20 protein-coding genes and 1 pseudogene are annotated in these 23,021 nt (G+C 63.5%); 9 read left to right on the top strand and 12 right to left on the bottom strand.

All coding sequences use genetic code 11. The features are described 5' to 3' along the window. Positions 1–4 precede the first annotated feature (4 nt). The 3 genes from A5777_RS15960 to A5777_RS15950 all read right to left on the bottom strand — a co-directional run bounded on the left by A5777_RS15960 (position 5) and on the right by A5777_RS15950 (position 2,551). Complete coding sequence (locus tag A5777_RS15960; protein WP_082933703.1) at positions 5–604, bottom strand: TetR/AcrR family transcriptional regulator; 600 nt, start codon at positions 602–604, stop codon at positions 5–7. Positions 605–719: 115 nt separating this feature from the next. Further along, positions 720–1,382: a 4-carboxy-4-hydroxy-2-oxoadipate aldolase/oxaloacetate decarboxylase gene (locus A5777_RS15955; protein ID WP_064863389.1), complete on the bottom strand. Its 663-nt coding sequence runs from the start codon at positions 1,380–1,382 to the stop codon at positions 720–722. Positions 1,383–1,414: 32 nt separating this feature from the next. Then, positions 1,415–2,551: a pyridoxal phosphate-dependent aminotransferase gene (locus tag A5777_RS15950; protein WP_064863388.1), complete on the bottom strand. Its 1,137-nt coding sequence runs from the start codon at positions 2,549–2,551 to the stop codon at positions 1,415–1,417. A 180-nt stretch (positions 2,552–2,731) separates the two neighbouring features. Between A5777_RS15950 and A5777_RS15945 the strand changes: the two genes are divergently transcribed. Further along, positions 2,732–6,079, top strand: a complete 3,348-nt coding sequence (locus A5777_RS15945) for an NAD-glutamate dehydrogenase domain-containing protein (protein WP_064863387.1) — start codon at positions 2,732–2,734, stop codon at positions 6,077–6,079. 87 nt (positions 6,080–6,166) lie between these two features. Here A5777_RS15945 and A5777_RS15940 read toward each other — a convergent pair whose 3' ends face one another. From A5777_RS15940 to A5777_RS15915, 6 genes are all read right to left on the bottom strand, one after another. Then, positions 6,167–7,162, bottom strand: coding sequence for a sulfate/molybdate ABC transporter ATP-binding protein (locus A5777_RS15940; RefSeq protein WP_064863386.1), 996 nt, complete (start codon positions 7,160–7,162; stop codon positions 6,167–6,169). 1 nt (position 7,163) lies between these two features. Further along, a complete protein-coding gene (cysW, locus tag A5777_RS15935) occupies positions 7,164–8,090 on the bottom strand; it encodes a sulfate ABC transporter permease subunit CysW (protein WP_064863385.1) in 927 nt (308 codons plus the stop codon). Continuing rightward, positions 8,087–8,962, bottom strand: a complete 876-nt coding sequence (gene cysT, locus A5777_RS15930) for a sulfate ABC transporter permease subunit CysT (RefSeq protein ID WP_156529399.1) — start codon at positions 8,960–8,962, stop codon at positions 8,087–8,089. The genes cysW and cysT overlap by 4 nt, the downstream gene beginning before the upstream one ends. 14 nt (positions 8,963–8,976) lie before the next feature. After that, positions 8,977–10,092, bottom strand: coding sequence for a sulfate ABC transporter substrate-binding protein (locus A5777_RS15925; RefSeq protein ID WP_231895089.1), 1,116 nt, complete (start codon positions 10,090–10,092; stop codon positions 8,977–8,979). A gap of 203 nt (positions 10,093–10,295) precedes the next feature. Continuing rightward, on the bottom strand, positions 10,296–10,496 hold the full coding sequence (locus A5777_RS15920) for a hypothetical protein (protein ID WP_064863383.1): 201 nt from the start codon (positions 10,494–10,496) through the stop codon (positions 10,296–10,298). Positions 10,497–10,708: 212 nt separating this feature from the next. Further along, positions 10,709–11,623 (bottom strand): cation diffusion facilitator family transporter, encoded by a 915-nt coding sequence (locus A5777_RS15915; protein ID WP_064863382.1) that lies wholly within the window; start codon positions 11,621–11,623, stop codon positions 10,709–10,711. 451 nt (positions 11,624–12,074) lie between these two features. On the opposite strand from A5777_RS15915, the gene A5777_RS15910 reads away from it, so the two are divergent. From A5777_RS15910 to A5777_RS15900, 4 genes and pseudogenes are all read left to right on the top strand, one after another. Further along, complete coding sequence (locus A5777_RS15910) at positions 12,075–12,803, top strand: amino acid ABC transporter ATP-binding protein (RefSeq protein WP_064863413.1); 729 nt, start codon at positions 12,075–12,077, stop codon at positions 12,801–12,803. Positions 12,804–12,820: 17 nt separating this feature from the next. Further along, a pseudogene (locus A5777_RS25500) lies at positions 12,821–13,630 on the top strand (glutamate ABC transporter substrate-binding protein); the annotation flags it as partial. Positions 13,631–13,690: 60 nt separating this feature from the next. Continuing rightward, entirely contained in the window at positions 13,691–14,338 is a 648-nt protein-coding gene (locus tag A5777_RS25495) for an amino acid ABC transporter permease (RefSeq protein ID WP_231895090.1), read from the top strand. After that, a complete protein-coding gene (locus tag A5777_RS15900; protein ID WP_064863380.1) occupies positions 14,335–15,213 on the top strand; it encodes an amino acid ABC transporter permease in 879 nt (292 codons plus the stop codon). The genes A5777_RS25495 and A5777_RS15900 overlap by 4 nt, the downstream gene beginning before the upstream one ends. 102 nt (positions 15,214–15,315) lie before the next feature. Here A5777_RS15900 and A5777_RS15895 read toward each other — a convergent pair whose 3' ends face one another. The 3 genes from A5777_RS15895 to A5777_RS15885 are packed head-to-tail and all read right to left on the bottom strand — an operon-like array spanning position 15,316 to position 19,842. Next, on the bottom strand, positions 15,316–17,379 hold the full coding sequence (locus A5777_RS15895; protein WP_064863379.1) for a M3 family metallopeptidase: 2,064 nt from the start codon (positions 17,377–17,379) through the stop codon (positions 15,316–15,318). Positions 17,380–17,382: 3 nt separating this feature from the next. Further along, on the bottom strand, positions 17,383–19,266 hold the full coding sequence (gene lepA / locus A5777_RS15890; protein ID WP_064863378.1) for a translation elongation factor 4: 1,884 nt from the start codon (positions 19,264–19,266) through the stop codon (positions 17,383–17,385). 45 nt (positions 19,267–19,311) lie between these two features. After that, positions 19,312–19,842, bottom strand: a complete 531-nt coding sequence (locus A5777_RS15885) for a hypothetical protein (protein WP_197502394.1) — start codon at positions 19,840–19,842, stop codon at positions 19,312–19,314. A gap of 24 nt (positions 19,843–19,866) precedes the next feature. Here A5777_RS15885 and A5777_RS15880 point away from each other — a divergent pair, with 24 nt between their 5' ends. The 4 genes from A5777_RS15880 to A5777_RS15865 form a co-directional block, all read left to right on the top strand. Further along, the gene (locus A5777_RS15880) at positions 19,867–20,523 is read left to right on the top strand and encodes an alpha/beta hydrolase family protein (RefSeq protein WP_064863376.1); all 657 of its coding nucleotides are present in this window, start codon (positions 19,867–19,869) and stop codon (positions 20,521–20,523) included. After that, complete coding sequence (locus A5777_RS15875; protein WP_064863375.1) at positions 20,520–20,936, top strand: type II toxin-antitoxin system PemK/MazF family toxin; 417 nt, start codon at positions 20,520–20,522, stop codon at positions 20,934–20,936. The genes A5777_RS15880 and A5777_RS15875 overlap by 4 nt, the downstream gene beginning before the upstream one ends. 64 nt (positions 20,937–21,000) lie before the next feature. Further along, positions 21,001–21,858, top strand: a complete 858-nt coding sequence (locus tag A5777_RS15870) for a hypothetical protein (protein ID WP_064863374.1) — start codon at positions 21,001–21,003, stop codon at positions 21,856–21,858. Positions 21,859–21,990: 132 nt separating this feature from the next. After that, on the top strand, positions 21,991–23,021 hold a 1,031-nt coding region (locus A5777_RS15865; RefSeq protein ID WP_156529398.1), incomplete at its 3' end, for a DUF222 domain-containing protein.

Genomic DNA, 23,021 nt, shown 5'->3' with positions numbered 1-23,021 from the left:
AGCACTAACGCCGCGCGCCCACCATCCCGTCGAGTGCGCCGTAGTACACCTGCGTGAGAAACCGCATCGCCTCCGCCATGGTCATGCCTTCGGCGACGAGATCGAGAACCTCGCGGGGATCGTAGATCTGGTTGTAGAGGAACAGCGCGTGGTCGAAATGCTCATCGCCGATTCCCTTGCTGCGCAACACCGCCCGCACCGGGCGCTCCCATGCGTCCCGAACCGTCTGGATCACGGGATCGCCTTCGCGCAGTCGCTCGAGGAAGCCGACGGGACGACGGAGGTGGACCATCGCGGGACCGTTGACCTCGAGAACTTCGCCGAGCTTGCCGACCACGTCCTCGAACAACTCGGTACCCGATTTCGTCGAGTCATGACTGTAGTCACGAAGCTCCACGATCACCCCGTGCAGGTACTCGCGCAGCAGACTCTCCAACGACGAGAAGTACCGGTAGACGGTGGCAGTACCCACGCCTGCCCGCTCCGCGATCAGCGGGATACTGGCGTTCTGGAAATCGTCTCTCAGAACCTCACCCGCTGCCGCCAGGATTCGACGACGATTACGCACCGCATCCTTGCGCATCGGGGCCGACGTCGTCACCACGAATCTCTCCCTCACACAGTGCAGATCCCGCTGAAGATGCGAGATTTCCGGATTTCATGGTACTCCCCCTCGAGGCAGCACCACCTGTCCGTAGTGAGAGGTGCCTCTCAGCGAGTCAGTCGAGTCCGTACGCACGGAGAGTCTCGCCGAGACCGAGCAGTTCGACGGTCGAGGTGCCTTCGGCGATACGACGGCGATAGTCGGTCTCTTTGTCCTCACGCAGCTGAGCCAGTCGCAGCGACTCATCGAGTTCGTCGGCGGGCACAACGACCAGACCGTCGCGATCACCGACGATGATGTCGCCCCGATGCACCACCGTGCCGGCGATGCTCACCGGTTCGCCGATCGAGCCTCGGTACGTCTTCGTGGTGCCACGGATGCAGAGACCGCGGGCGAAGACGGGAAACTTCATGTCGGACAGTTCGGCTGCATCGCGTACCGCACCGTCGATCACCAGGCCGGCAATTCCACGATGCTTGGCGGCGGTGGCGAGCACGTCGCCCCACGCCCCGGCGCCGAGGTAGCCGTGTGCGTCGGCGACCAGGACGTCACCCGGCTGGGCGTGAGCCAGGGCGGCATGAAGCATCAGGTTGTCGCCGGGCCCCACATCGACCGTCAATGCGCGGCCTACGAGAACCGACGAGGAGTCGAGCGGCTTGATCGCCGGGTCGATCGACCCCCGCTGTCCTTGTGCCTCGTAGATGGTGGCGGCGCCGAGTGCACCGAGACGGGCACACGTGTCGGGAGTCAGCGCAGGTGAAACGGTCGATGCCGTCATGGGTGAAGCCTTTCGTTGTGGGATAACTGATTTCACAGACTCTTGAAGACCCGCTCGAGGCGGTCGAACCCCTCGGTCAGCGTCGGGATGTCGGCCGCAAAGGACAGACGCACGTGCCCCTCCCCCGACGGCCCGTACTCGGCGCCCGCACGGACCGCGACGCCGCCGTCACGCAGCAACGCCACGACGTCGGCCGATGGCAGATCTCCCGGATACTTGATCAGGGCATAGAAGGCCCCCTCCGGGGCGACCATCGACGCGCCGTCGATCTGCGCGACCCTCTCGACGACGAACTGCCTTCTGCGCCGATACTCTTCGAGCATCGGAGTGGCCAGCTGATCACCCTCGGTGAGCGCGACGATCGATGCGCGCTGAACCGCACTGTTGATCGCGCTGTTCATCGTGCGGTGAACCAGACGGACAGCAGGCATCAGGCCCTTCGGTCCGATCACGTAGCCGATACGCCATCCGGTCATCGCGTAGGTCTTCGACAGCGTCTGAACATAGATCAACCGATCGAGCAATTCGGGTACCGCGAGGGCGGGAACGAACGGCTCGTCGCCGTACACCAGGAATCCGTAGGCCTCATCGACGAGCACAAGCGTGTCGTCGTCTAGCACGCCCGGTAGTGCCGCGAGTTCGGAGGCGCCCAGTACCGCACCGGTCGGATTCGACGGATTGCAGACGATCAGGAGGCGAGCTCCCACGGATTCTGCAGCGATGGCGTCGAGATCGAGATGGTGATCCGAGGTCAGTGGAACCGGGACCGCGATTCCGCCCGCCAACGCAACCGCATCGACGTACAACGAATACGTCGGTTCCGGGAGCAACACCCGGTCGCCGGGATCGACCATGGCCAGAACCGCAGCGGTGATCCCCGCTGCGCCGCCATGACTGACCAAGACATCCGTCGGATCGATCTCGGTGCCGGCCAATTCGGTTGCCTGCGCGGCTATCAGAGCACGCAGCTCCGGGTCACCGTTCATGTCCGCATAGTGCGTATGCCCGGAGCGCAACGCGTCGATAGCTGCGTTGATGATCACTTCCGGCGTGTCGAAATCCGGTTCGCCCATGTCGAGCGCGATCACGTCGCCTGAGGGGCGCCCGCCCGACGGCCGACGCGAGGCCTGCTGGATGCGGGTGGCCGCGAGTGAAGTCCGCTGAGTCACATTGATGTCCTTGTAAGAGTTAGCTGCGCGGGGACAAACTGGGATCTGTCTATCGTTTTTCTATTGTGCATCTCACTCACAGGAACGTCAACATGCGATTTTTCCTGCATGCTCGCCTGCACAAGGCCAATCTAACTGGTACTGTCACATCACTTAGTAGTTCACGAGCTTCGAGGAATCATGACCGGAATCACGCACGACAACGGCAAGCGCTTCGACAATGCCTCGGTGACCACGCCGCTCGAGTTCGATGACCTCGCGCGACTGACGGTGCTTGGGCCGGACGCGATCGATGTCGATCTTCGGCTTTCTGACGACTCCGATTCCCCCGCGGCGTCGCTGCGCCTCTACACGGGCGGGTTGCGCGCACCGCTGAGCAAGATCCTGCCGATCTTCGACGGCCTCGGCATCGAGGTCATCGAAGAGCACCCGTATTCGGTCCGCCTCGACAACGGAGCGGTGGGGCGGGTGTTCGGTTTCGACATCACCCTGCCCGACGCTGCCCGCGACCATCCAGGCATCGGCACCGAGATCGCCGCAGCCTTCAGCGCCATTTGGGCCGGTCAGGTCGAAAGCGATCGCCTCAACGCGCTGGTGACCGAAGTCGGCCTTTCCTGCCGACAGGTCGTGGTGTTGCGGATGTACACACACTTTCTCCGCCAGACGCCCATCGGTGTCACTCCGGGCCGAATCGAGCAGATCCTGCGTGACAATGCCGAGACGAGCGCCGCTCTCGTGCACCTCTTCGAGATCCTGCACGACCCCGAGCACGATCCGACGACGCGCGGGCGACGCGCCGAGCAGGCGACCGTCGAACTGCTCGAGGCCATTGATGCGGTGCGGGAGCTCGACGCCGACCGCGTATTGCGGACCCTTCTCGAATTGATCAACGCGACACTGCGTACCACGTTCTTCGTCACCGACCTCACCAACGCCGACGACAATTGCGTTGCCGTCAAACTCGATTCACGAAGTGTCGGGCTCCTCCCTCAGCCCAGACCGCACTTCGAGACGTTCGTCTACTCACCGCGCGTCGAGGGCGCGCACCTGCGGCTGGGTTCGGTGGCCCGTGGTGGCCTGCGGTGGTCGGATAGACGAGAGGATTTCCGCACCGAGATCCTCGGCCTGGTCAAGGCGCAGGCGGTGAAGAACTCCGTGATCGTTCCCGCCGGCGCGAAGGGTGGATTCGTCGTCAAGCGTCCGCCGGCGGCCACCGGGGACGCTGGTGCCGACAGGGATGCACTGCACCGCGAGGGCGTCGAGTGCTACCGGCAATTCGTCTCCGCACTGCTGAGACTGACCGACAACCTCGATCGAGCAACAGGAGAGGTCAGTCCGGCTCCGGGAATCGTTCGTCATGATGGGGACGACTCATATCTGGTGGTGGCCGCAGACAAGGGAACCGCCACGTTCTCCGATATCGCCAACGCCGAATCGGTTCGCCACGGCTTCTGGCTCGGAGACGCGTTCGCCTCCGGCGGCTCTGTCGGATACGACCACAAGGCGATGGGTATCACCGCTCGCGGTGCCTGGGTGAGCGTCACACGGCACTTCCGCGAACTCGGTATCGACGTCGATACGGACGACATCACCGCCGTCGGCATCGGTGACATGAGCGGCGACGTGTTCGGCAACGGCATGCTGTGTTCGCCACACGTGCGGCTCGTGGCGGCATTCAACCACCGCCATATCTTCATCGACCCCGATCCCGATGCTGCACAGTCCTATACAGAAAGGCGACGACTGTTCGACACCCCCCGGTCGTCGTGGGCCGACTACTCCCCCGACCTCATCTCACGCGGCGGCGGAGTGTTCGACCGGTCGAGCAAGTCCGTTCCTCTGACGCCGGAGATCCGCGCAGCGCTCGACATCGCACCGAACACGCAGCGACTGACACCGGCCGAGTTGATCCGTGCCATCCTGACCGCTCCCGTCGATCTTCTGTGGAACGGCGGCATCGGGACCTATGCGAAGTCGGATACGGAGACGCACGCGGACGTCGGCGACAAGTCCAACGACGACGTCCGCGTGAACGCGTCGGAGCTGCGCTGCCGCGTCGTCGGCGAGGGCGGCAACCTCGGCTTCACGCAGCTGGCCCGGATCGACTACTCTCTGGCCGGCGGACGCATCAACACCGACGCCGTCGACAACTCGGCGGGTGTCAACTGCTCCGATCACGAGGTCAACATCAAGATCGTTCTCGATGCGCTCGTCGACGACGACAAACTCTCCGACACACAACGTTCCAACCTGCTCGCCGCCATGACCGAATCCGTTGCTGATCTGGTGCTGACCGACAATCACGCACACAACGAGCTGATGGGTGTAGCGCGCACCGAATCACTGGCGCTGGCAACAACATATCGGCGATTGGTCACTGCACTCGAGAACGAGGCAGGCCTCGACCGAGCGGTGGAGACGCTGCCGACCGACAAAGAAATCGCCAAACGAATCGAGCGCACCGGTATCGCACTGACGTCACCGGAACTCTGCACGGTGATGGCCTACACCAAACTGTTGATCAAGAGTGAGCTGCTCGCCGACGACACCATCGACGACCCGCACTTCGACTCGATGCTGAGCGACTACTTCCCGACCCGTCTGTCCGAGGGCGAGTGTGCCGGAGCCGTCGCCGCCGCGATCGCCGCCCACCCGTTGCGCCGCGAAATCGTCGCCACCCAGCTCGCCAACCGCATCGTCGACATCGCAGGAATCACATTCGTGCAGCGCCTCCGTGAGGAAACCGGGGCCACGACCTCCGACGCTGCTCGCGCATTTGCCACGGTCACCGAACTCTTCGACCTCCATTCGATCTGGCGGCGCATCGAGATCTCCGGCCACCCCACCGAGGTCACCGACGAACTGGTGACAGAGGCCAGGCGGGTGATCGACCGGGCGACTCGGTGGCTGCTCACCAATCGTCCTCAGCCACTGCAGATCTCGACGTCAGTTCGTCGATTCGCACCCGCTATCGCGGAACTCCGGGCCAACGTACCGCACTGGCAGCAGGACTACGACCGTGCCAATGTAGCCGAACGAACCGCCGACGTGCTGGCAGGAGGCGCGCGGCCGGACCTGGTCGACGACGTCTACGGACTGCTGGACCTCTTCTGCCTGCTCGATATCGTCGAGATCGGCCACGTCACAGACGATTCGCGCGAGAGCATCGGTGAGATGTACTTCCTGGCAAAAGACCGGACGCAGGTGAGTCGCGTGCTGATGGAGGTGTCGGGACTCCGACGAGATGATCAGTGGAATGCGTTGGCACGTTTGGCCTTACGCGAAGAGTTGTACGCCTCGACGCGGTCGCTCACCATCGACATCCTGAGCACCACCGATTCGGCGACCGACGTCGCGACGCGGTTCGTCGAATGGGAACAGGTCAACGCCACCCGACTACAGCGGTCGCACTCCATGCTCGCGAAACTCGATCAGCGACAATCGTTTGATCTGGCCACTCTTTCGGTGGCCGCACGCTACATCCGTCGGATGGTCTCGCAGGCCGCACAACCATTGACCTCGGTGTAAATCATTCGACGAGCACGTCCGCAAAGAAGTGCGTCGGCGAGGCACGCTGCGACAACCGACTGCGCCGAGTCCACGACGCGGAGCGCCTCAGACCTCGGATAGGGCGGGTACCTTGGTCGCGCGAGCGTAGATCGCCTCCCCGGGCTGCAAGTGCAGCGCATTGGCATCACCGCGGGTGATCTGTGCCTGGAACTCATCCCCGTTCGCCACGGCGACCAATTCGACCCTCGTCTCGAACCCGAGGTTGACCACGCGCTGCACAGTGGCCTTGATGACCCCGGTGTCGAGTGACGCATCGGCGGCGGGAAGTGCAAGCTCAGGGTTGCGTCCGATACGAATGTCGTGCGGACGAACGAGTTCTCCGTTGAGCCGTACCGTCGAACCGAGGAACGATGCCACGAAGGGATTGACCGGGCGATCGTAGAGATCGTCAGGTGCGCCGATCTGCTCGATCCTGCCCTTGTTCAGCACAGCGATACGGTCGCTCACATCGAGCGCCTCCTGCTGGTCGTGTGTCACCAGCACCGTGGTCACCTGCATGTCCTCGTGCAAGCGGCGCAACCACTTTCGGAGATCCTCGCGCACCTTCGCATCGAGTGCACCGAAGGGCTCGTCGAGCAACAACACCTTGGGATCGACGGCCAGGGCACGGGCAAGCGCCATGCGCTGGCGCTGACCACCGGAAAGCTGTGCGGGAAAACGCTTCTGGAAGACGGTCAGTCCGACGATGTCGAGCAACTCGTCGACCTTGGCGTCGATGTCCTTCTTCGAGCGCTTACGGATCTTCAGACCGAATGCGATGTTGTCCCGCACGGTGAGGTGTTTGAACGCCGCGTAGTGCTGGAATACGAAGCCGATGTCGCGCTTCTGCGGTGAAGCACCCGAGACATCGTCACCGTTGATGACGATGGTTCCCGAGTCGAGATCGTCGAGTCCGGCGATCGCCCGCAGGAGCGTCGACTTTCCGCTGCCCGACGGGCCGAGCAGTGACGTCAGGGATCCGGCTGGGATCTCGATCGACACGTCATCGAGTGCTGCGAAATCGCCGTATCGCTTGTTGGCACCTACCACCGAGATGGACATGTCAGACTCTTTCTTTTTCGTGAAGCACCTGCTGCGAATCGATGTTCTCGGGCGCATACGGCGGGGTCAGATGGATGTCGTCCGGCGCGGTGTCGTCGCCGGTGGTGGCGCTCGCCTCGGCATACCGGTTGCGGGCACGTCGGTCGACGAACGACATCGCCACGAGGACGAGGACGGCCACGAGCATCAGGAGTGTCGCGGCAGCGTAGGCACCGTACTCGTTGTAGTCGTCGGTGTAGCGCGAGTGCACCAGAAGTGTCAGCGTCTGGGAGATGCCCGGATAGTTCGACGACACCATCGTCACTGCGCCGTACTCGCCGAGTGCACGGGCGACAGTCAGCACAATGCCGTAGGTGAGTCCCCAGCGGATGGCGGGCAAAGTGATGCGCCAGAACGTTTGCCACCCGCTCGCGCCGAGGGTCGCCGCTGCCTGTTCCTGTTCGGTGCCGATCTCGCGGAGCACCGGCTCCACTTCTCGTGCGACGAACGGAAGCGTCACGAACAGCGTTGCCAACACCAGGCCGGGGAATCCGAAGATCACGCGGAAGCCGAGACTCTCCACTCCTCCGAACCAGCCACCGTAGCCCCACAGCAGGATCAAGGCGACACCCGCGACGACCGGCGACACCGCGAACGGGAGATCGACGACAGCCTGCAGGAATCCCTTGCCCGGGAAGCGTCCGCGGGCGAGCGCGAGCGCGATGATGATGCCGAAGATCACGTTCAGTGGGACGACGATGACGACGATCAACAAGCTCAGCTGCAACGCCGAGATGGCCGCAGGAGTGGTGATCCACTCCCAGAACTGCCCGAGACCGTGTTCGAACGAACGCCAGAAGATGAGTGCCACCGGCACGATCAGCAGGATGAACAGGTAGACGAGTGCGATGGCGCGCAGCCCGTACCGGGTCTTCGCCGATAGCTTCATCGGTCGAGCTCCTCACGCTTGGTCTGACGCTGCCCGACGATCCGCAAGACGAGCAGCGCGACGAAGGCGATCAGCAGGAGTACGACCGAGATGGCGGCGGCATTGACCGGCTCGTCGATCTCGATCTGCTGCTGGATGTATTGCGAGGCGACCTGGGTCTTGCCGGGGATGTTGCCGCCGATCAGAACGACCGACCCGAATTCGCCGATCGCCCTCGTGAAGGCCAGACCCGCTCCCGTGAGAATTGCGGGGAGGAGAGCCGGGAGCACGATCTTGCGGAAGATGGTCCCGTTGTTCGCCCCTAGCACGGCGGCTGCCTCCTCGACGTCGGTGTCGAGTTCGATCAGCACCGGCTGGACCTGACGAACCACGAAGGGCAACGTGACGAACGTCAGCGCGATGATCAGTGCAGGCTTGGTCGCGGCGAGGTGGATGTCGACGGGACTGTTGGGGCCGTACAGCGACAGCAGCACCAGGCTGGCGACGATCGTGGGCAGCGCGAACGGAAGATCGATGATCGCGTTGACGAACCCCTTGCCGCGGAAGTCATCTCGCACCAGCACCCACGCGATGATGGTGCCGAAGACCACGTTGATTACGGCGGCGAAGATCGAGACGAGCACCGTGATCCAGATCGCGTCGAGCGCGTTCTCGTCGGTCACCGCGTCCCAGAAGCCGCTCCACCCGTTGTCGAACGACTGCACGGTGATCGCGGCCAGCGGCAGCAACACGATGATGCTCAGCCACAGCCATGCCGTACCGATGGCCGCGGGACTGACTCCGGCGAATGTTCGCGACCGTCCCAGAAATCCCTTGGGCGGCAGCGAACTCGACGACTGCGAGGTCGGCGCGGACGTGGTCTCGTTCGCCACCTCGCCCGTGGCCGTCACTGCTTGCTGCCTTCGTTGTAGATCTTGGTGATCGCACCCTTGGTACCGAACAACGCGTTGTCCACGGCCTTCCACCCCTTCAGGTCTTTGCCTTTGTTCTTGGCGGCGGTGCCTTTACCCAGGGTCTTACCGAGCTCGTCTATTGTCCAGAGTTTCGTGATGTCGCCGGGGAAAAGTGCCTTGGTCTCGGAGATAACCGACGGTACGACCGGACGGAAGCCCTGCTTGGCCCAAATACGTTGCGCCTCATCGGTGAACAGATAGTCGACGAAGGCTTTGGCTGCAGGCAGGTCCTTCGAGGTGTTCACGACGGCGACAGGATTCTCGATCTTGAACGTCTCCGGAGGAATCAGGTACTCGACCTGTGCGCTCTGCGCAGCACCGGCGTTCTTACGCTGCAGCATGATCGCTTCGTTCTCGTAACTGATCAGCACGTCGCCCTGGCCCTGCTGGAAGGTCGTCGTCGCCTCGCGCCCGGACTTGGGACGCACGGCGACGTGGTTGTGCACCAGATCGCTCACATAGTCCAAACCGGCCTGCGGGTTCTTGCCTCCCTGACTCTTCGCCGCGTAGGGCGCGAGAAGGTTCCATTTCGCCGAACCGGAACTACCCGGGTCGGGCGTGATCACCTGGACGCCGGGCTTGAGCAAATCGTCCCAGCTGTGGATGTTCTTGGGATTGCCCTTACGCACCACGAGCGCGACAACGGAGCCGAACGGTGTGCTGTTGTACGGCTCGGCCTTCTTCCAGTCCTCGTCGACGAGTCCTGCCTTGACCAGACGGGTCACGTCGGGTTCGACCGAGAAGTTCACGACGTCTGCCGGGACGTGACGAGCCACTTTGCGCGACTGGTCACCCGAGGCGCCGTACGACGCCGAGAAGCCGATGTCTCGCCCCTGGTCTGTCGCGCGGAACGCGGGAATGATCTTGTCGAAGCCGGGTTTCGGCGTTGCGTACGCAACGAGGTCGAGGTGACGACTGCCGCTGGAGATGTCGACACCGTCGGGCGTGTCCGTCGAGCCGCCACCACAACCGGCGACCAGTGCGACGGTCAGCGCCAGCAGGCACGCCACAATCGGGACACGCCTCTTGCGGGCCAGACTTGGACTCACGAAACCCTCCACCACGGTTCCCGGCATGCGGGACTTCGCGGCCGGAGCAGAATCACGCTAGCAACGTCGAGCACATGCCCCAAAGACGAGAACGACGGCCCGTCGGTGGGAGTTGACGACTCAGCGCGTCAGTAGCCAGGCGAGAACGACAAGAACGACGAGCGCGAGCAGCGCCCAGGTCACCCGTGACTTGATCACCGCGGTCACAGCCCCTTTCCGTCGTCGTCGGCGAACCGACGACGATCGAACACGGTCATCACGGCTTCCACCAGCACATTCAGGATCAATGCGATACCGACGGCGACGGGGACAACGACCACGAGGGTGACCAGAAGCTGTGGAACGAACGACAGTCCTGTCAGCCACTCTTCGACCGAATCCCACCACGCGAGGAAGCTGTCCATGCCTGTCACCTCGTTTCGGCCCGGACACCGCCGAGTTTTGTTCAGTGTGATTCGAATTCAGGGCCGAGTCGGCGATCGCCGTGGGTTCGGGCACCGTGATGAGCTCGAGTGCCGCGAACAGGCGGCTAGGCCATGGTATCGAAAACGTTTACTCGGCTACCGGCCGCTCCCGTCAGCTCACCGCGACGACCAGCCGACCGTCGGCGCACATCTCAGTCCAGCCGCCACGACTCGTACGCGCGCGGATCGCCGATCGGCTCCATGTGAATGCTGACACGCAGATGATCGAGTTCGGCGTGTAACTCGTCCTCGACGCGCTCTGCCAGGTCGTGGCCGCGCTCGACCGACCATGCGCCCGGAACGAGCATGTGCATCTGCACGAACCGCTCGTGGCCTGCTTCCCGCGTGCGCAGATCGTGGAAAAGCACTTCGTCCGAGCGGAATCGGTCGAGCACCTGATTGACCGTGGCGAGATCGTCGGCGGGTAGGGCGGCGTCGAGGAGGCCGTCACCCGAACGCCAGATGAGGCGACCACCGACGACGAGGATATTGACGGCGACGAGGATCGCCACGATCGAGTCCAGCGGCAGCCATCCCGTGACCGCGACCAGGAACACACCCACGATCACTCCGATCGTGGTCCAGACGTCGGTGAGCAGATGCTTGCCGTCGGCCTCGAGTGTCATCGACCGATGACGCTTACCGGCACGAAGCAGGACGACGGCGACGACTCCGTTGAGAACGGTTGCGGCGACCGAGATCGCGAGACCGAGTCCGACCGATTCCAACTCGGCGGGATGCAGGAGGCGATCGACGGCGGCGTAGATGATCGCGATCGCGGCGGCGACGATCAGTACTCCCTCGAACACCGCCGAGAAGTACTCTGCCTTCGCGTGGCCGAAATTGTGTTCGGCGTCCGCGGGTTTGGCGACGACTCGCAACGCGACGAAGGCTGCGACAGCCGCCACGAGATTGACCAACGACTCCAGTGCGTCCGACAGCAGGCCCACCGAGCCGCTGACGCGCCAAGCAATCAGCTTCATCACGATCACCACGATCGCCGTGGCGATGCTCAACAGTGCGTAGCGGGTCAGATCCGGCCGCGTCTGAGACGGTGCGCTTGCCATTGCGCCATTTCATCACGCATTCCGCTGTCGATGGGAGTGCCACGAGATCGGCCACCTGATGGGGCCTTCTTACTTGGTCGAAAAGTCGCCTAGCGCGGTCCCATTTCCCCCATGTGAGACCCGACTATCAGACATTCCCTCTGCCGAACCCTCTCTAGCAGGACTTCTGGACGCAGAACCATGGACAACTACCGATCGAAATCACTCGTTTCGAGACAATGAGAGACCGATATACAACTTTCACAGCGTCCTCGGCACCCCACGGCACAGGCTTGATACCTATACCTACTGTTCAGACGCTTACGTTCCCGTCATGTAAACAGTTTCGCGATTCGGTAGACAAACCGTCGAACTGAGAGCACAGTATTACTTAATCCATCCACTCTATGAAGGAGATCACATGTCCACCACCGTTGACTCGGAGTCCGGACTCTCCGACCCCGCAGTCGCCATGGTCCGGATGAGTCACGTCGACAAGTACTTCGGCGACCTGCACGTGCTGCGTGACATCGACCTCGACGTCGCCCGAGGTGAGGTCGTCGTTGTTCTCGGCCCCTCGGGGTCCGGAAAGTCCACGCTGTGCCGCACACTCAATCGTCTCGAGACGATCAGCAGCGGCTCCATCGAGATCAACGGCACACCACTGCCCGACGAGGGCAGCGACCTGACACGTCTACGCGCAGACGTCGGAATGGTGTTCCAGTCGTTCAATCTCTTCGGTCACAAGACGATTCTCGACAACGTGATGCTCGCACCGCGCAAGGTGCGCAAACGAGACAAGGAGAGCGTCCGCGACGATGCGATGGCACTGCTCGAACGCGTGGGGATCGCAAACCAGGCGGCGAAATACCCCAATCAACTGTCCGGCGGGCAGCAACAGCGCGTGGCCATCGCCCGCGCTCTCGCCATGCGACCTTCACTGATGCTGTTCGACGAGCCCACCTCGGCACTCGATCCGGAGATGGTCAACGAGGTGCTCGATGTGATGACCGATCTCGCCAAGGAAGGCATGACCATGCTCGTGGTCACCCACGAGATGGGATTCGCACGCCGCGCCGCCGACCGTGTGGTGTTCATGGCCGAGGGTGAGATCGTCGAGCAGGGAACGCCTGACGACTTCTTCGACAACCCGCAGACCGAGAGGGCGCGCGACTTCCTCAGTCGCGTGCTGGCTCACTGATCTCGAGAGTTCCTATCATGAAACGAACTTCGATCGTCGCAGGCATCATCGCCCTGCTCGCCATGACGACCCTCATCGCCGGCTGCGGCGGCGGAAGCGGCTCGTCGAAGACTCTGACCATCGGCGTCGCTGTCGATCGACCCGGCATCAGCATGAAGAACGCCGACGGGACCATCACCGGATTCGACGCCGACACAGCCCGATTCATCGCCAAAGAACTCGGTGTGGACGAAGACAACATCACCTGGGTCGAGACGCCTACCCCCCAGCGCGAGACCATGTTGCAGAACAGACAGGTCGACTACATCGTCTCGGCGTACTCGATCACCGACGCCCGTAAGGAAAAAGTCGACTTCGCCGGCCCCTACTTTGTCGCTGGACAGAGTTTGCTGGTCCGTAAGGACGACGACACGATCACCGGTCCGACGTCTCTCAACGGGAACAAGAAGCTTTGCGCCCCGGCAGGTTCCACGCCCGCACAGAACATCAAGAAGAAGTACAGCCGGGATGTGCAGCTGCAGCAGTACGACACCCTCGCAGCCTGCGTCGAGGCGCTCAAGAACGGCGCAGTCGATGCGGTGACCACCGACGACGCGGTGCTGGCCGGGTATGCCGCACGCAGCGCAGGCCAGCTGAAACTCGCCGGCGCGCCGTTCTCCAATGAACTCTACGGCGTCGGTGTACACAAGGGGAACGACAACCTCCGCGAGAAGATCAACGATGCGCTCCAGAAGTACATCGACTCCGGCGCCTGGAAAGCGTCTTTCGACCGCAATCTCGGCCCCTCCGGCTACCCGGCACCCACCCCACCGCAGATCGACCGATACACGAGGTCTGACTCTGCTGCAGCGGATTCGAGTTCGCGGGTCTCCTCCTACGGCGGACAGATGGTCTCGGCCTTCGGCGTCACCATCAAGCTCACAGTCTTCTCCGCGATCCTCGCACTCGTGCTGGGTATCGTCCTGGCCACACTTCGGGTGTCGCCGATGGCAACGATGCGCAAGGCCGCGGGAACCTACGTCGAAGTGGTCCGCAACACCCCGCTCACGCTCATCATTCTGTTCATGTCATTCGGTCTCGCGCAGACCCTCGGTATCACCCTCGTGTCCGGGAACTCGTCGACATCATTGGCCGACAGCGCATTCCGACTGAGCGTGCTCGGCCTCGGCGCATATACGGCGACGTTCGTCTGCGAAGCGCTGAGGTCGGGCATCAACACCGTGCCACATGGACAAGCCGAAGCAGCCCGTGCGCTCGGCATGTCCTTCACACAAAGCATGACCATCGTCATCCTCCCCCAGGCGTTCCGTGCTGTCATCGCACCACTGGGCAGCATCCTCATCGCGCTCACCAAGAACTCGACCATCGCCTCCGTGATCGGTGTCGCAGAAGCCGCTCTGCTGATGAAAGAGATGATCGAGAACACCGCGGCGGTGCTCGCGGTCGGCGCGATGTTCGCAATCGGCTTCCTCATCCTGACCATCCCGACCGGACTGCTGTTCGGCTTCCTTGCGAAAAGGTTTGCGATCCAATGAGTTCCAATACTTCTGCCTTCCTCTACGACGCACCCGGTCCGAAGACGCGGGTCAGGTACCGCGTGATTTCGACCATCTTCGTCATCGTCGTCCTGGCGATCACGGTGTGGGTTCTTCACGGCCTCGCTGTCAAAGGACAGTTCGACTCCGCGAAATGGACGCCGTTTCTACAGGGTGACGTCTGGACGACCTTCCTACTGCCGGGCATCAAAGGCACCCTGGTCGCCGCGGCTCTGGCGATCATCGGCGCCTTGATCGGCGGCGTTCTCCTCGGTGTCGGCAGGCTGTCGGAGGTGACATTCATACGCATCTGCGCCGGAGCGATCGTCGAGTTCTTCCGAGCCATTCCGATGCTGGTGCTGATGATCTTCTTCTTCGCCCTCTATGCCTCACTCAACCTGTTTCCTGCAGGACAGCTCGCCCTGGCCGCAGTCGTCTCGGCGCTCACTCTCGGCAACGCAGCCGTGATTGCCGAACTGGTCAGGGCAGGTGTGCGGGCACTACCGCGCGGGCAGTCCGAATCGGCTATTGCGCTGGGTATGAATTCCACGCAGCGGATGTTCCTCATCCTGTTGCCACAGGCGATCACGGCGATGCTGCCGTCCCTCGTCGCGCAGATGATCGTTGCGCTGAAGGACACAGCACTCGGCTATCAGATCACCTACATCGAGATGGTTCGCCAGGGAATCCAGGTCGGAAATGCCTTCTCCAACTACATCCCGTCCCTGATCGTCACCGCAGTCATGATGATCGCGGTGAACGCGTCGCTGGGGAAGCTCGCACGCACCATCGAGCAGCGACTCCGCACGGGCAGAAGGGGTTCGCGTACGCCCAAGATGCCGACGACGCGGGTTGAACCGGTTCCCTCGATCTGACCGACGGAGGGAGTCCCGAGATCCGCCGCCCACCGATCGTGTCGGTGGGCGGCGGTCGTCGCTCACTCGTGACGGTTCCCTGCCTGCACCGTCGCAGAAGAGTCAGCCTGCGGCAACCAGCCCGCGGCGACGCATCAGCGGTTCGACCTCCGGCTTGCGTCCGATCAACTTCTCGTGCGCGGCAAGCGGATCGACGCTGTCGCCGCGCGACAACGTCGACTCCGCGAACCTCTTCCCGTTCTCTCGGCGTAGCCCGCCCTCGGCGAGGAACCACTGCTCGGTCTCGGCATCGAGAACCTCCGACCAGATGTACGAGTAGTAGCCGGCCGAGTAGCCGCCCCCGAAGATGTGGTTGAAGTACGCCGTGCGGTATCGCGGAGGAATGAGCTCAGTGCCGATGCCGGCTTCGCGTAACGCGTCGGCCTCGAATGCCTCGACGTCGTCGACCTCGTCGGCCTGTGCGGTGGACAGCCGATGCCAGGCGAGGTCGAGCACCGAGGCTGCGAGGTACTCGATGGTGCCGTGCGCCGTGTCGGCGCCGGCGTTGGCGCGGGCCGCGTCGGCGAGTTCCGACGGAATTGGGGCACCGGTCTCGTGATGCCGCGCGTAATGGGCGAGGACATCGGGGTGCAACGCCCACATCTCGTTGACCTGCGACGGGAATTCGACGAAATCGCGCGGTACCGAGGTACCCGACTGCGACGGATAGTCGACCGTCGAGAGCAAACCGTGTAGCGCGTGACCGAATTCGTGGAACAACGTCGTGAGCTGGTCGATGCTGAGCAGCGCGGGCGAGCCCTCGTCTGGCTTGGGCACGTTGAGCACGTTCACGGTGATCGGTTGCGCCGAGAGCACGGTGGATTGATCGACGATGTTGTTCATCCACGCCCCACCCCGCTTGGAGGGCCGCGCGAAGTAGTCGCCCAGGAACAACCCGATGCTGGTGCCGCGCTCGTCGAACACCTCCCAGATCCGGACGTCTGGATGGTAGGCGTGCAAGTCGGTGCGTTCCCGGAAGCTCAACCCGTACAACTGCCCCGCCGCGTAGAACACGCCGTCAGTGATCACGGTGTCGAGTTCGCAGTAGTCGGCGAAACCGTCGAGATCGATCTCCGACGACGACTTACGTTGTCGGGCAAGCCAATAGGTGTAATCAGAAGCGGTGACCTCGGCGTCGGGATCGTCCGCATGCGCGAATTCGGTCAGGGAGGCCAGTTCGGCGCTACCTGCTCGCATGGCGGCGGTGATCAACTCACCGAGCAAATCGTCGACCGCTGCCGGATCGGGTGCGGTCTGCTCGGCGATGACGTACTCGGCGTGATCGCGGTACCCCAGCAGCTCGGCTCGCCGCGCGCGCAGCCTGACGATCTCGAGGACGATCTCGCGCGTGTCGAACTCGTTGCCGCGCGAGCACCGGCCGACGGAGGCATCGAAGACTCGACGGCGTGTCGTGGCGTCGTGGAGTTCACTCACCACGGACTGGCTCGTCGGGAGTTCAAGGCTCACAAGGTATCCGGAATCGTGGCCTGCGCCGGCTGCTGCGCGTCGGGCGGACGCGATCGCGCCACGTGACATGCCCTGCACGTCGGCCTCGTCGGAAAGCAGCACCGCCGAGTCGTTGGTGTCGTCGAGGACCATCTGCGAGAAGGTGGTCGTCAGATACGCCAGCCGCGACGAGATCGTGCGCATCTCTTCCTGACCTGCGTCGTCGAGACCGGCGCCCGCTCGGATCGCCTCGCGGTAACGCGTATCGAGCAGACGGCGCTGCGGCTCGGTGAGGTCGAGATCGTCGGCGTGAGCATGCAGCGTCGAAATACGCGCGAAGAGAGAGGGATTCATCGCGATGGCGTTTGCATGGTCGGTGAGCAGTGTCGAGAGTTCCTGGGAGATCTCGTTGCGCTTCGGATTGGTGTCGGGGCCGACCAGGTTGAAGAAGATGCCGGATGCGCGGGCCAGGTCGCGTCCGGACAGTTCCAGCGCCTCGATGGTGTTGGCGAATGTCGGAGCGTCCGGATCGTCGGCGATCTTCTCGACTTCGGCGCGCTGCGAACTCATGGCCTCGCGAAAAGCGGGCAGAAAGTCGTCGTCGGAAATCGACGCGAAGTCGGGCAGGCCGTGCGGTAGATCGCTCTGTGCGAGAACGGGATTCACGTTGTCTGTACCCATGACTCACTTACCCTTCGGTTTGTCGCCCATCGAGTCGGTGGAGAGTGCCGCAACGAATGCCTCCTGCGGGACGTCGACCCGACCGATGGTCTTCATCCGCTTCTTGCCCTCCTTCTGCTTTTCGAGCAGCTTGCGCTTTCGGCTGATGTCGCCGCCGTAGCACTTGGCGAGCACGTCCTTGCGGATCGCCCGGATGTTCTCGCGCGCAATGATCTTCGATCCGATGGCAGCCTGGACGGGCACCTCGAACTGCTGACGCGGAATGAGCTCCTTGAGCTTGGTGGCCATCTTGTTGCCGTAGCTGAACGCGGCGTCGCGGTGCACGATCGCACTGAACGCGTCGACCGCCTCGCCCTGGAGGAGGATGTCGACCTTCACGAGGTCGGCTTCCTGCTCGCCCGCCTCCTCGTAATCGAGGCTGGCGTAACCGCGGGTGCGCGACTTCAGGGAGTCGAAGAAGTCGAAGATGATCTCCGCCATCGGCATGGTGTAGCGCATCTCGACGCGCGTCTCCGACAGGTAGTCCATGCCGCCGAGTTCACCGCGCCGCGACTGACACAGCTCCATGATCGCGCCGATGAATTCGCTCGGCGCGATGATCGTCGTCTTGACGATCGGCTCGTAGATGTGGCGTGCCTTGCCCTCCGGCCAGTCGGATGGGTTGGTGACGATCGACTCGGAGCCGTCTTCCATGACCACCCGATAGACGACGTTGGGCGCCGTGGAGATCAGGTTCAGATCGAACTCGCGCTCAAGCCGCTCACGGGTGATCTCCATGTGTAGCAACCCGAGGAAGCCGCAGCGGAAACCGAAGCCGAGCGCGACAGACGTCTCCGGCTCGTAGGTGAGCGCGGCGTCGTTGAGTTGCAGCTTGTCGAGAGCGTCGCGCAGCACCGGATAGTCGGAGCCGTCGAGCGGGTAGAGGCCGGAGTAGACCATCGGGCGCGGTTCGCGATAGCCGGTCAGTGGCTCGGTGGCGCCATGACGGGCGGTCGTGACGGTGTCGCCGACCTTCGACTGTCGCACGTCTTTCACTCCGGTGATGAGGTAACCGACCTCGCCGACGCCGAGCCCCTTGGTCGACTTCGGCTCCGGCGAGACAATGCCGACCTCGAGCAATTCGTGCGTCGCTCCGGTCGACATCATGGCGATCTTCTCGCGCGGGACGATCTTGCCGTCCACCACGCGGACGTAGGTGACCACGCCGCGGTAGGTGTCGTAGACGGAGTCGAAGATCATGGCTCGCGCAGGTGCATCGGGGTCTCCCTGGGGAGCGGGCACCAGCTTGATCACCTCGTCGAGCAGTTCCGTGACGCCCGCACCCGTCTTGCCCGACACACGCAGCACGTCGTCGGGCTCGCAGCCGATGATGTGCGCGATCTCCTCGGCATAGCGGTCGGGGTCGGCGGCAGGGAGGTCGATCTTGTTCAGCACCGGGATGATGGTCAGGTCCTTGTCCATCGCCAGGTACAGGTTTGCCAGGGTCTGGGCCTCGATCCCCTGCGCGGCGTCGACAAGTAGAACGGCACCCTCGCACGCTTCGAGCGCACGCGACACCTCGTAGGTGAAGTCGACGTGACCAGGGGTGTCGATGAGATGCAGCACATAGTCGGTCTGCGGCCCGTCGGGACCGTCGGACTTCCAGGGCAGGCGCACGTTCTGCGCCTTGATCGTGATGCCACGCTCGCGCTCGATGTCCATGCGGTCGAGGTACTGGGCGCGCATGTCCCGCTCCGCGACCACGCCCGTGAGCTGCAACATCCGGTCGGCCAGCGTCGATTTGCCGTGGTCGATGTGCGCAATGATGCAGAAGTTCCGGATCCGTGCGGGATCGGTGAACGTGGTGTCGGCGAAGGTGGGAATCGAACTGCTCCTACAGGTACGCACCGATGCTCGGGGTGCGATGCGGGTGTGGTCGTCGAGTCCAGTTTCTCACGCCTCACCGTCGACGCGTCGTGGCCGGGTTGTCGGCGCTCGTCCCGGGGTCGCTCTGTCGGAGTCGAGGACATCGCGAAGCGAACCAGTTGCCTCGTCACGGGCTCGGCGTGAATCCGTGCGTGCACGCACGACGAGATGTGCAGTGGCCACGACGATCGAGGCGACGAGCAGCACAAGCGCGCCGAACGAGAGCAGGAGCCAGAAGTCAGCCCATCTTGCGATGCCCACGAAGATCAACACTGCCATCGCGGGTACTACGAGCCACGACACCCAGATGCGCAGCGCCCACGCAGCGATCAGGGGCGGCGTCATCAACAGCAGGCCCAACACGACCGGCCGGCGGGGACCCAACGCGGTGAAGACCGAATCCTCGCAGGTTGCGCCGGGGCGCGCATCGTAGACCGACAGCTCGCCGCCCTTGCTGCAGCCCAACGTCACCTCGCCGACCTGGATGAAGCCGCAGTAGATGGCGTAGGCGGCCGCCGTCACGGCAGCCACGATCCACACCACTCGTATCGCGCGCACCACGCCAACTTATAGCGTGAGACTGTGAGCCCCGAGACCTTCACCGCCGACGGCGTCGTTGCAGATATCTACCGACCGGACGGCCGACCGCGCGCGGTGCTCGTGCTGGCGCACGGCGCGGGAGGCAACCGGCAGACCGCGATCATGCGGGCGTATGGCGCGGAGTTCAGCGGCCGTGGGGTCTTCGTCGCGTGCATCGACCTGCCGTATCGGCAGCGCAGACCGAAGGGGCCGCCGAGCCCATCGGGTGCGGGCGGCGATCGGGACGGGATACGCGCGGCGGCGTCGCTGTTCCGTTCCGAATCCGACGGCCCGCTCATTCTCGGCGGACATTCCTACGGGGGTAGGCAGGCCTCGATGGTCGTTGCAGAGGATGGCGACGCCATCGACGTGGCAGGTCTATTGCTCTCGTCCTATCCCCTGCACCCGCCGGGCAAGCCCGAACGCGCACGCACCGATCACCTCGGCGACATCACCGTCCCGACGGTCATCGTCCACGGGTCCACCGATCCGTTCGCGACGACTGCGGAGATCACCGACGCCATCGCGCTCATTGCCGCGCCGACGCGGCTCGTCGAGATCGAGAAAACCGGCCACGACCTGAAACCCGACAAGAAGCCGACTGCTCAGCTCGCGGCCGACGCCGTCGACGACCTGATTCTGAGCGGGTCGACTCGATGACGGGCCGGACGCAGGCACGCCCCACTCATGAGGCGGCGCGCGAGATCGTCTACTCCCCCGACCTCGACGGTGCCGCCGATCCCGGTGAGATCGTCTGGACCTGGGTGCGCTACGAGGACGACCCGAGCAAGGGCAAGGATCGTCCGGTGCTGGTCGTCGGACGTGACCGCGGCGAAGAGCACACGCATCTCCTCGGCCTGATGCTCTCGAGCCAGGACTACCACCGCGACGACCCGAACTGGATGGAACTGGGGACCGGCGTCTGGGACGACGAACACCGCGAGAGCTACATCCGTCTCGACCGCGTGTTGTACGTCCTCGAACACGGAATTCGACGCGAAGGCGCAATCCTCGACGAACAACGTTTCGGCGCCGTCGCCGACCGACTGCGCCGCGACTACGGCTGGCGCTGAGTCGCCGATACCGCTGATCTCCAACACCTCTCGGCTCTACGGCGCGTCACCCTATGCTGCACCCATGCGAACACCGTCGTGGGTTGAGCTTGCGGGCCGCAACGCGGCCGCGGAGTCCGTGAACGTGGTCGGAATGATGGCTGTCGATGAACCACTTTCGGGCAGCGTCCGTTTCGACTTCCGACACGCGCAAGGGGGCCGGTGGCGTATCGAACACGAGGGACAGCCGATCTATCTCTCGAGCGGCAGCAGTTCTGTTGTTCGAGTCGACGGTGAGATGCAGCGGCTCGACGGCGACTTCCGACTGCCGATCATGGGCGCACAGTTCAGCCCGCTCGATCTGTTGGGCCCCAGCTCACTCCTGCACAGGATGAGCACCACGGTTTCCGTCGAAGGCGCCGCACACCACGTCGAGGTGGGCGGGCGAGCAGCGTGGTCGATCACACTCCTCGGCTCCGGGGGACACGACATCATCATGACGTTCGACGACGCGACGGGCGTGCTGGTGCGCCTCGAGGACGCCGCTGGGGTTACTCGCCTGCAGGTCAGTGATCTGAACGAACTGGGTTCATTCTCCGAGTCACTATTCGTGTGGGACGGGCGTGTTCACGCAGCACGACCCGGCCGCGGACGCACTCGGAGCACCGAGGACGACGGGGACGACGGGGACGACGAGGATCAACGCATCGAATTCATGAGATCCCGTGTCGCCGCACAAACACGAGCGCAGGATGTTCTTTCTGTTATCACCGCCGCCGACAGCGAGGCCGAAGCGCGCGCAGCACTGATGCAACTCCTCGACGTGACCGAATTCGGCGCAGAGTCGATCATTGCGACGCCCATCGGGCAATTTCGAGGAGACTTCACCGCCAGCGATCGGCACACCCTCGAGGCAATGGAGCAGCAGTACCGTAGCCGATAATTCGGCCCTCGGCGGTTGCTCGGCAATCGACATCGAGAACTGAACGGCCGGAATTCTTCGAAAAGTTCTTGTCGGTGGCTGGTCGTACAATGGGCTCAAACGTTCGAATCGGTTTCCGGAAGGAGGTGTGGGGTGTCGATCGAGTCGGTGGAGCCAAGCGCAGGTTCTGGTGCGGGAGAAGATGATTCGGAGAATGCCAGTCTCGGGCCCGACGGTTCTGACGTTTACGAGTCAGGAGCCGACGAGGAAGCTGAAGAGTCGACGCCCGATACTGATCCGCTGGACTGGGCGAAGGACCTGCCGCTCGGGTTGTTGGGTGGTGTCGATCCCGCCGCTCCCGATGGTTCGGACACGGTTGCTGTTCTGGAGGGTCTGACCCGATTACGTTGCGGTGAGGCGTTTTTGGCGTGGGCGCGGTATCAGTCGATCGGAGTGCTCTACGACAGGCTGGTCGTCGAGCGCGCTGCGTCTGATGGCCTGATCGTCGACGGCTTTTCCGATGTGGCGGCACGCATCTCGGGGATCTTCGCGGTGTCACGTCCGCAGGCTGAACGGATGATCGACGAGGCGATCGTGTTACGCGATGACCTGCCACAGGTGTTCGGCTGTCTACGCGAGGGGATCATCTCGATCGAGCAAGCGCGACTGGTGATCTCACGCACCGACCTGGTGCGCGGACCGGACACCCCGCCGGCGGTGGTCGCCGCTGTCGATGAACAGATCGCGACCACTTTGCGGACGCGGCGCGGGTCGTGGAAACGGCCCCGCCTGCGCGACATGGTCGATCGGATCGTGTTCCGCCACGACCCCGACGCGATACGGGAACGCCGCGAACGCGCCCTGGACAAGCGCGGGGTGTTCACCGACAACTGTGGCGACGGGGTCGGCGAAATCACCGCCGTGATGTCGGCGGAGAACGTCCAGATCGCGGTCGCGGCGGTCCGGCGTTTGGCTGACGCGGTCTGTGACGGGGACGGTCGGACTCGTCAGCAACGCGCCTCGGATGCCATGTTCGCGCTGCTCTCTGGTTCACGGTTCGAATGTGCCTGCGACAGCACCGACTGCGTGGCGGCAATCCCCGAACCCGGCACCGTCCCGCCGGCCGATCCGCGGTTCGTCATCCACGTCGTCTGCAACGAGGCCGCGCTCATCGAACCCGAAAC

This window comes from Gordonia sp. 852002-10350_SCH5691597 (genome assembly GCF_001665715.1).
Classification (GTDB): Bacteria; Actinomycetota; Actinomycetes; order Mycobacteriales; family Mycobacteriaceae; genus Gordonia; species Gordonia sputi.
This window is presented reverse-complemented; position numbering and strand designations above follow the sequence as displayed.

Bases quoted from the DNA above. Each gene is read 5' to 3' on its own strand.
- A5777_RS15945 (WP_064863387.1), top strand. From the start codon at position 2,732: ATGACCGGAATCACGCACGACAACGGCAAGCGCTTCGACAATGCCTCG.
- cysW (WP_064863385.1), bottom strand. From the start codon at position 8,090: ATGAAGCTATCGGCGAAGACCCGGTACGGGCTGCGCGCCATCGCACTC.
- A5777_RS15870 (WP_064863374.1), top strand. From the start codon at position 21,001: ATGCGAACACCGTCGTGGGTTGAGCTTGCGGGCCGCAACGCGGCCGCG.
- A5777_RS15915 (WP_064863382.1), bottom strand. From the start codon at position 11,623: ATGGCAAGCGCACCGTCTCAGACGCGGCCGGATCTGACCCGCTACGCA.
- A5777_RS25495 (WP_231895090.1), top strand. From the start codon at position 13,691: ATGGTCTCGGCCTTCGGCGTCACCATCAAGCTCACAGTCTTCTCCGCG.
- A5777_RS15955 (WP_064863389.1), bottom strand. From the start codon at position 1,382: ATGACGGCATCGACCGTTTCACCTGCGCTGACTCCCGACACGTGTGCC.
- A5777_RS15895 (WP_064863379.1), bottom strand. From the start codon at position 17,379: ATGGGTACAGACAACGTGAATCCCGTTCTCGCACAGAGCGATCTACCG.
- A5777_RS15875 (WP_064863375.1), top strand. From the start codon at position 20,520: ATGACGGGCCGGACGCAGGCACGCCCCACTCATGAGGCGGCGCGCGAG.
- A5777_RS15940 (WP_064863386.1), bottom strand. From the start codon at position 7,162: ATGTCCATCTCGGTGGTAGGTGCCAACAAGCGATACGGCGATTTCGCA.
- A5777_RS15910 (WP_064863413.1), top strand. From the start codon at position 12,075: ATGGTCCGGATGAGTCACGTCGACAAGTACTTCGGCGACCTGCACGTG.
- A5777_RS15900 (WP_064863380.1), top strand. From the start codon at position 14,335: ATGAGTTCCAATACTTCTGCCTTCCTCTACGACGCACCCGGTCCGAAG.
- A5777_RS15920 (WP_064863383.1), bottom strand. From the start codon at position 10,496: ATGGACAGCTTCCTCGCGTGGTGGGATTCGGTCGAAGAGTGGCTGACA.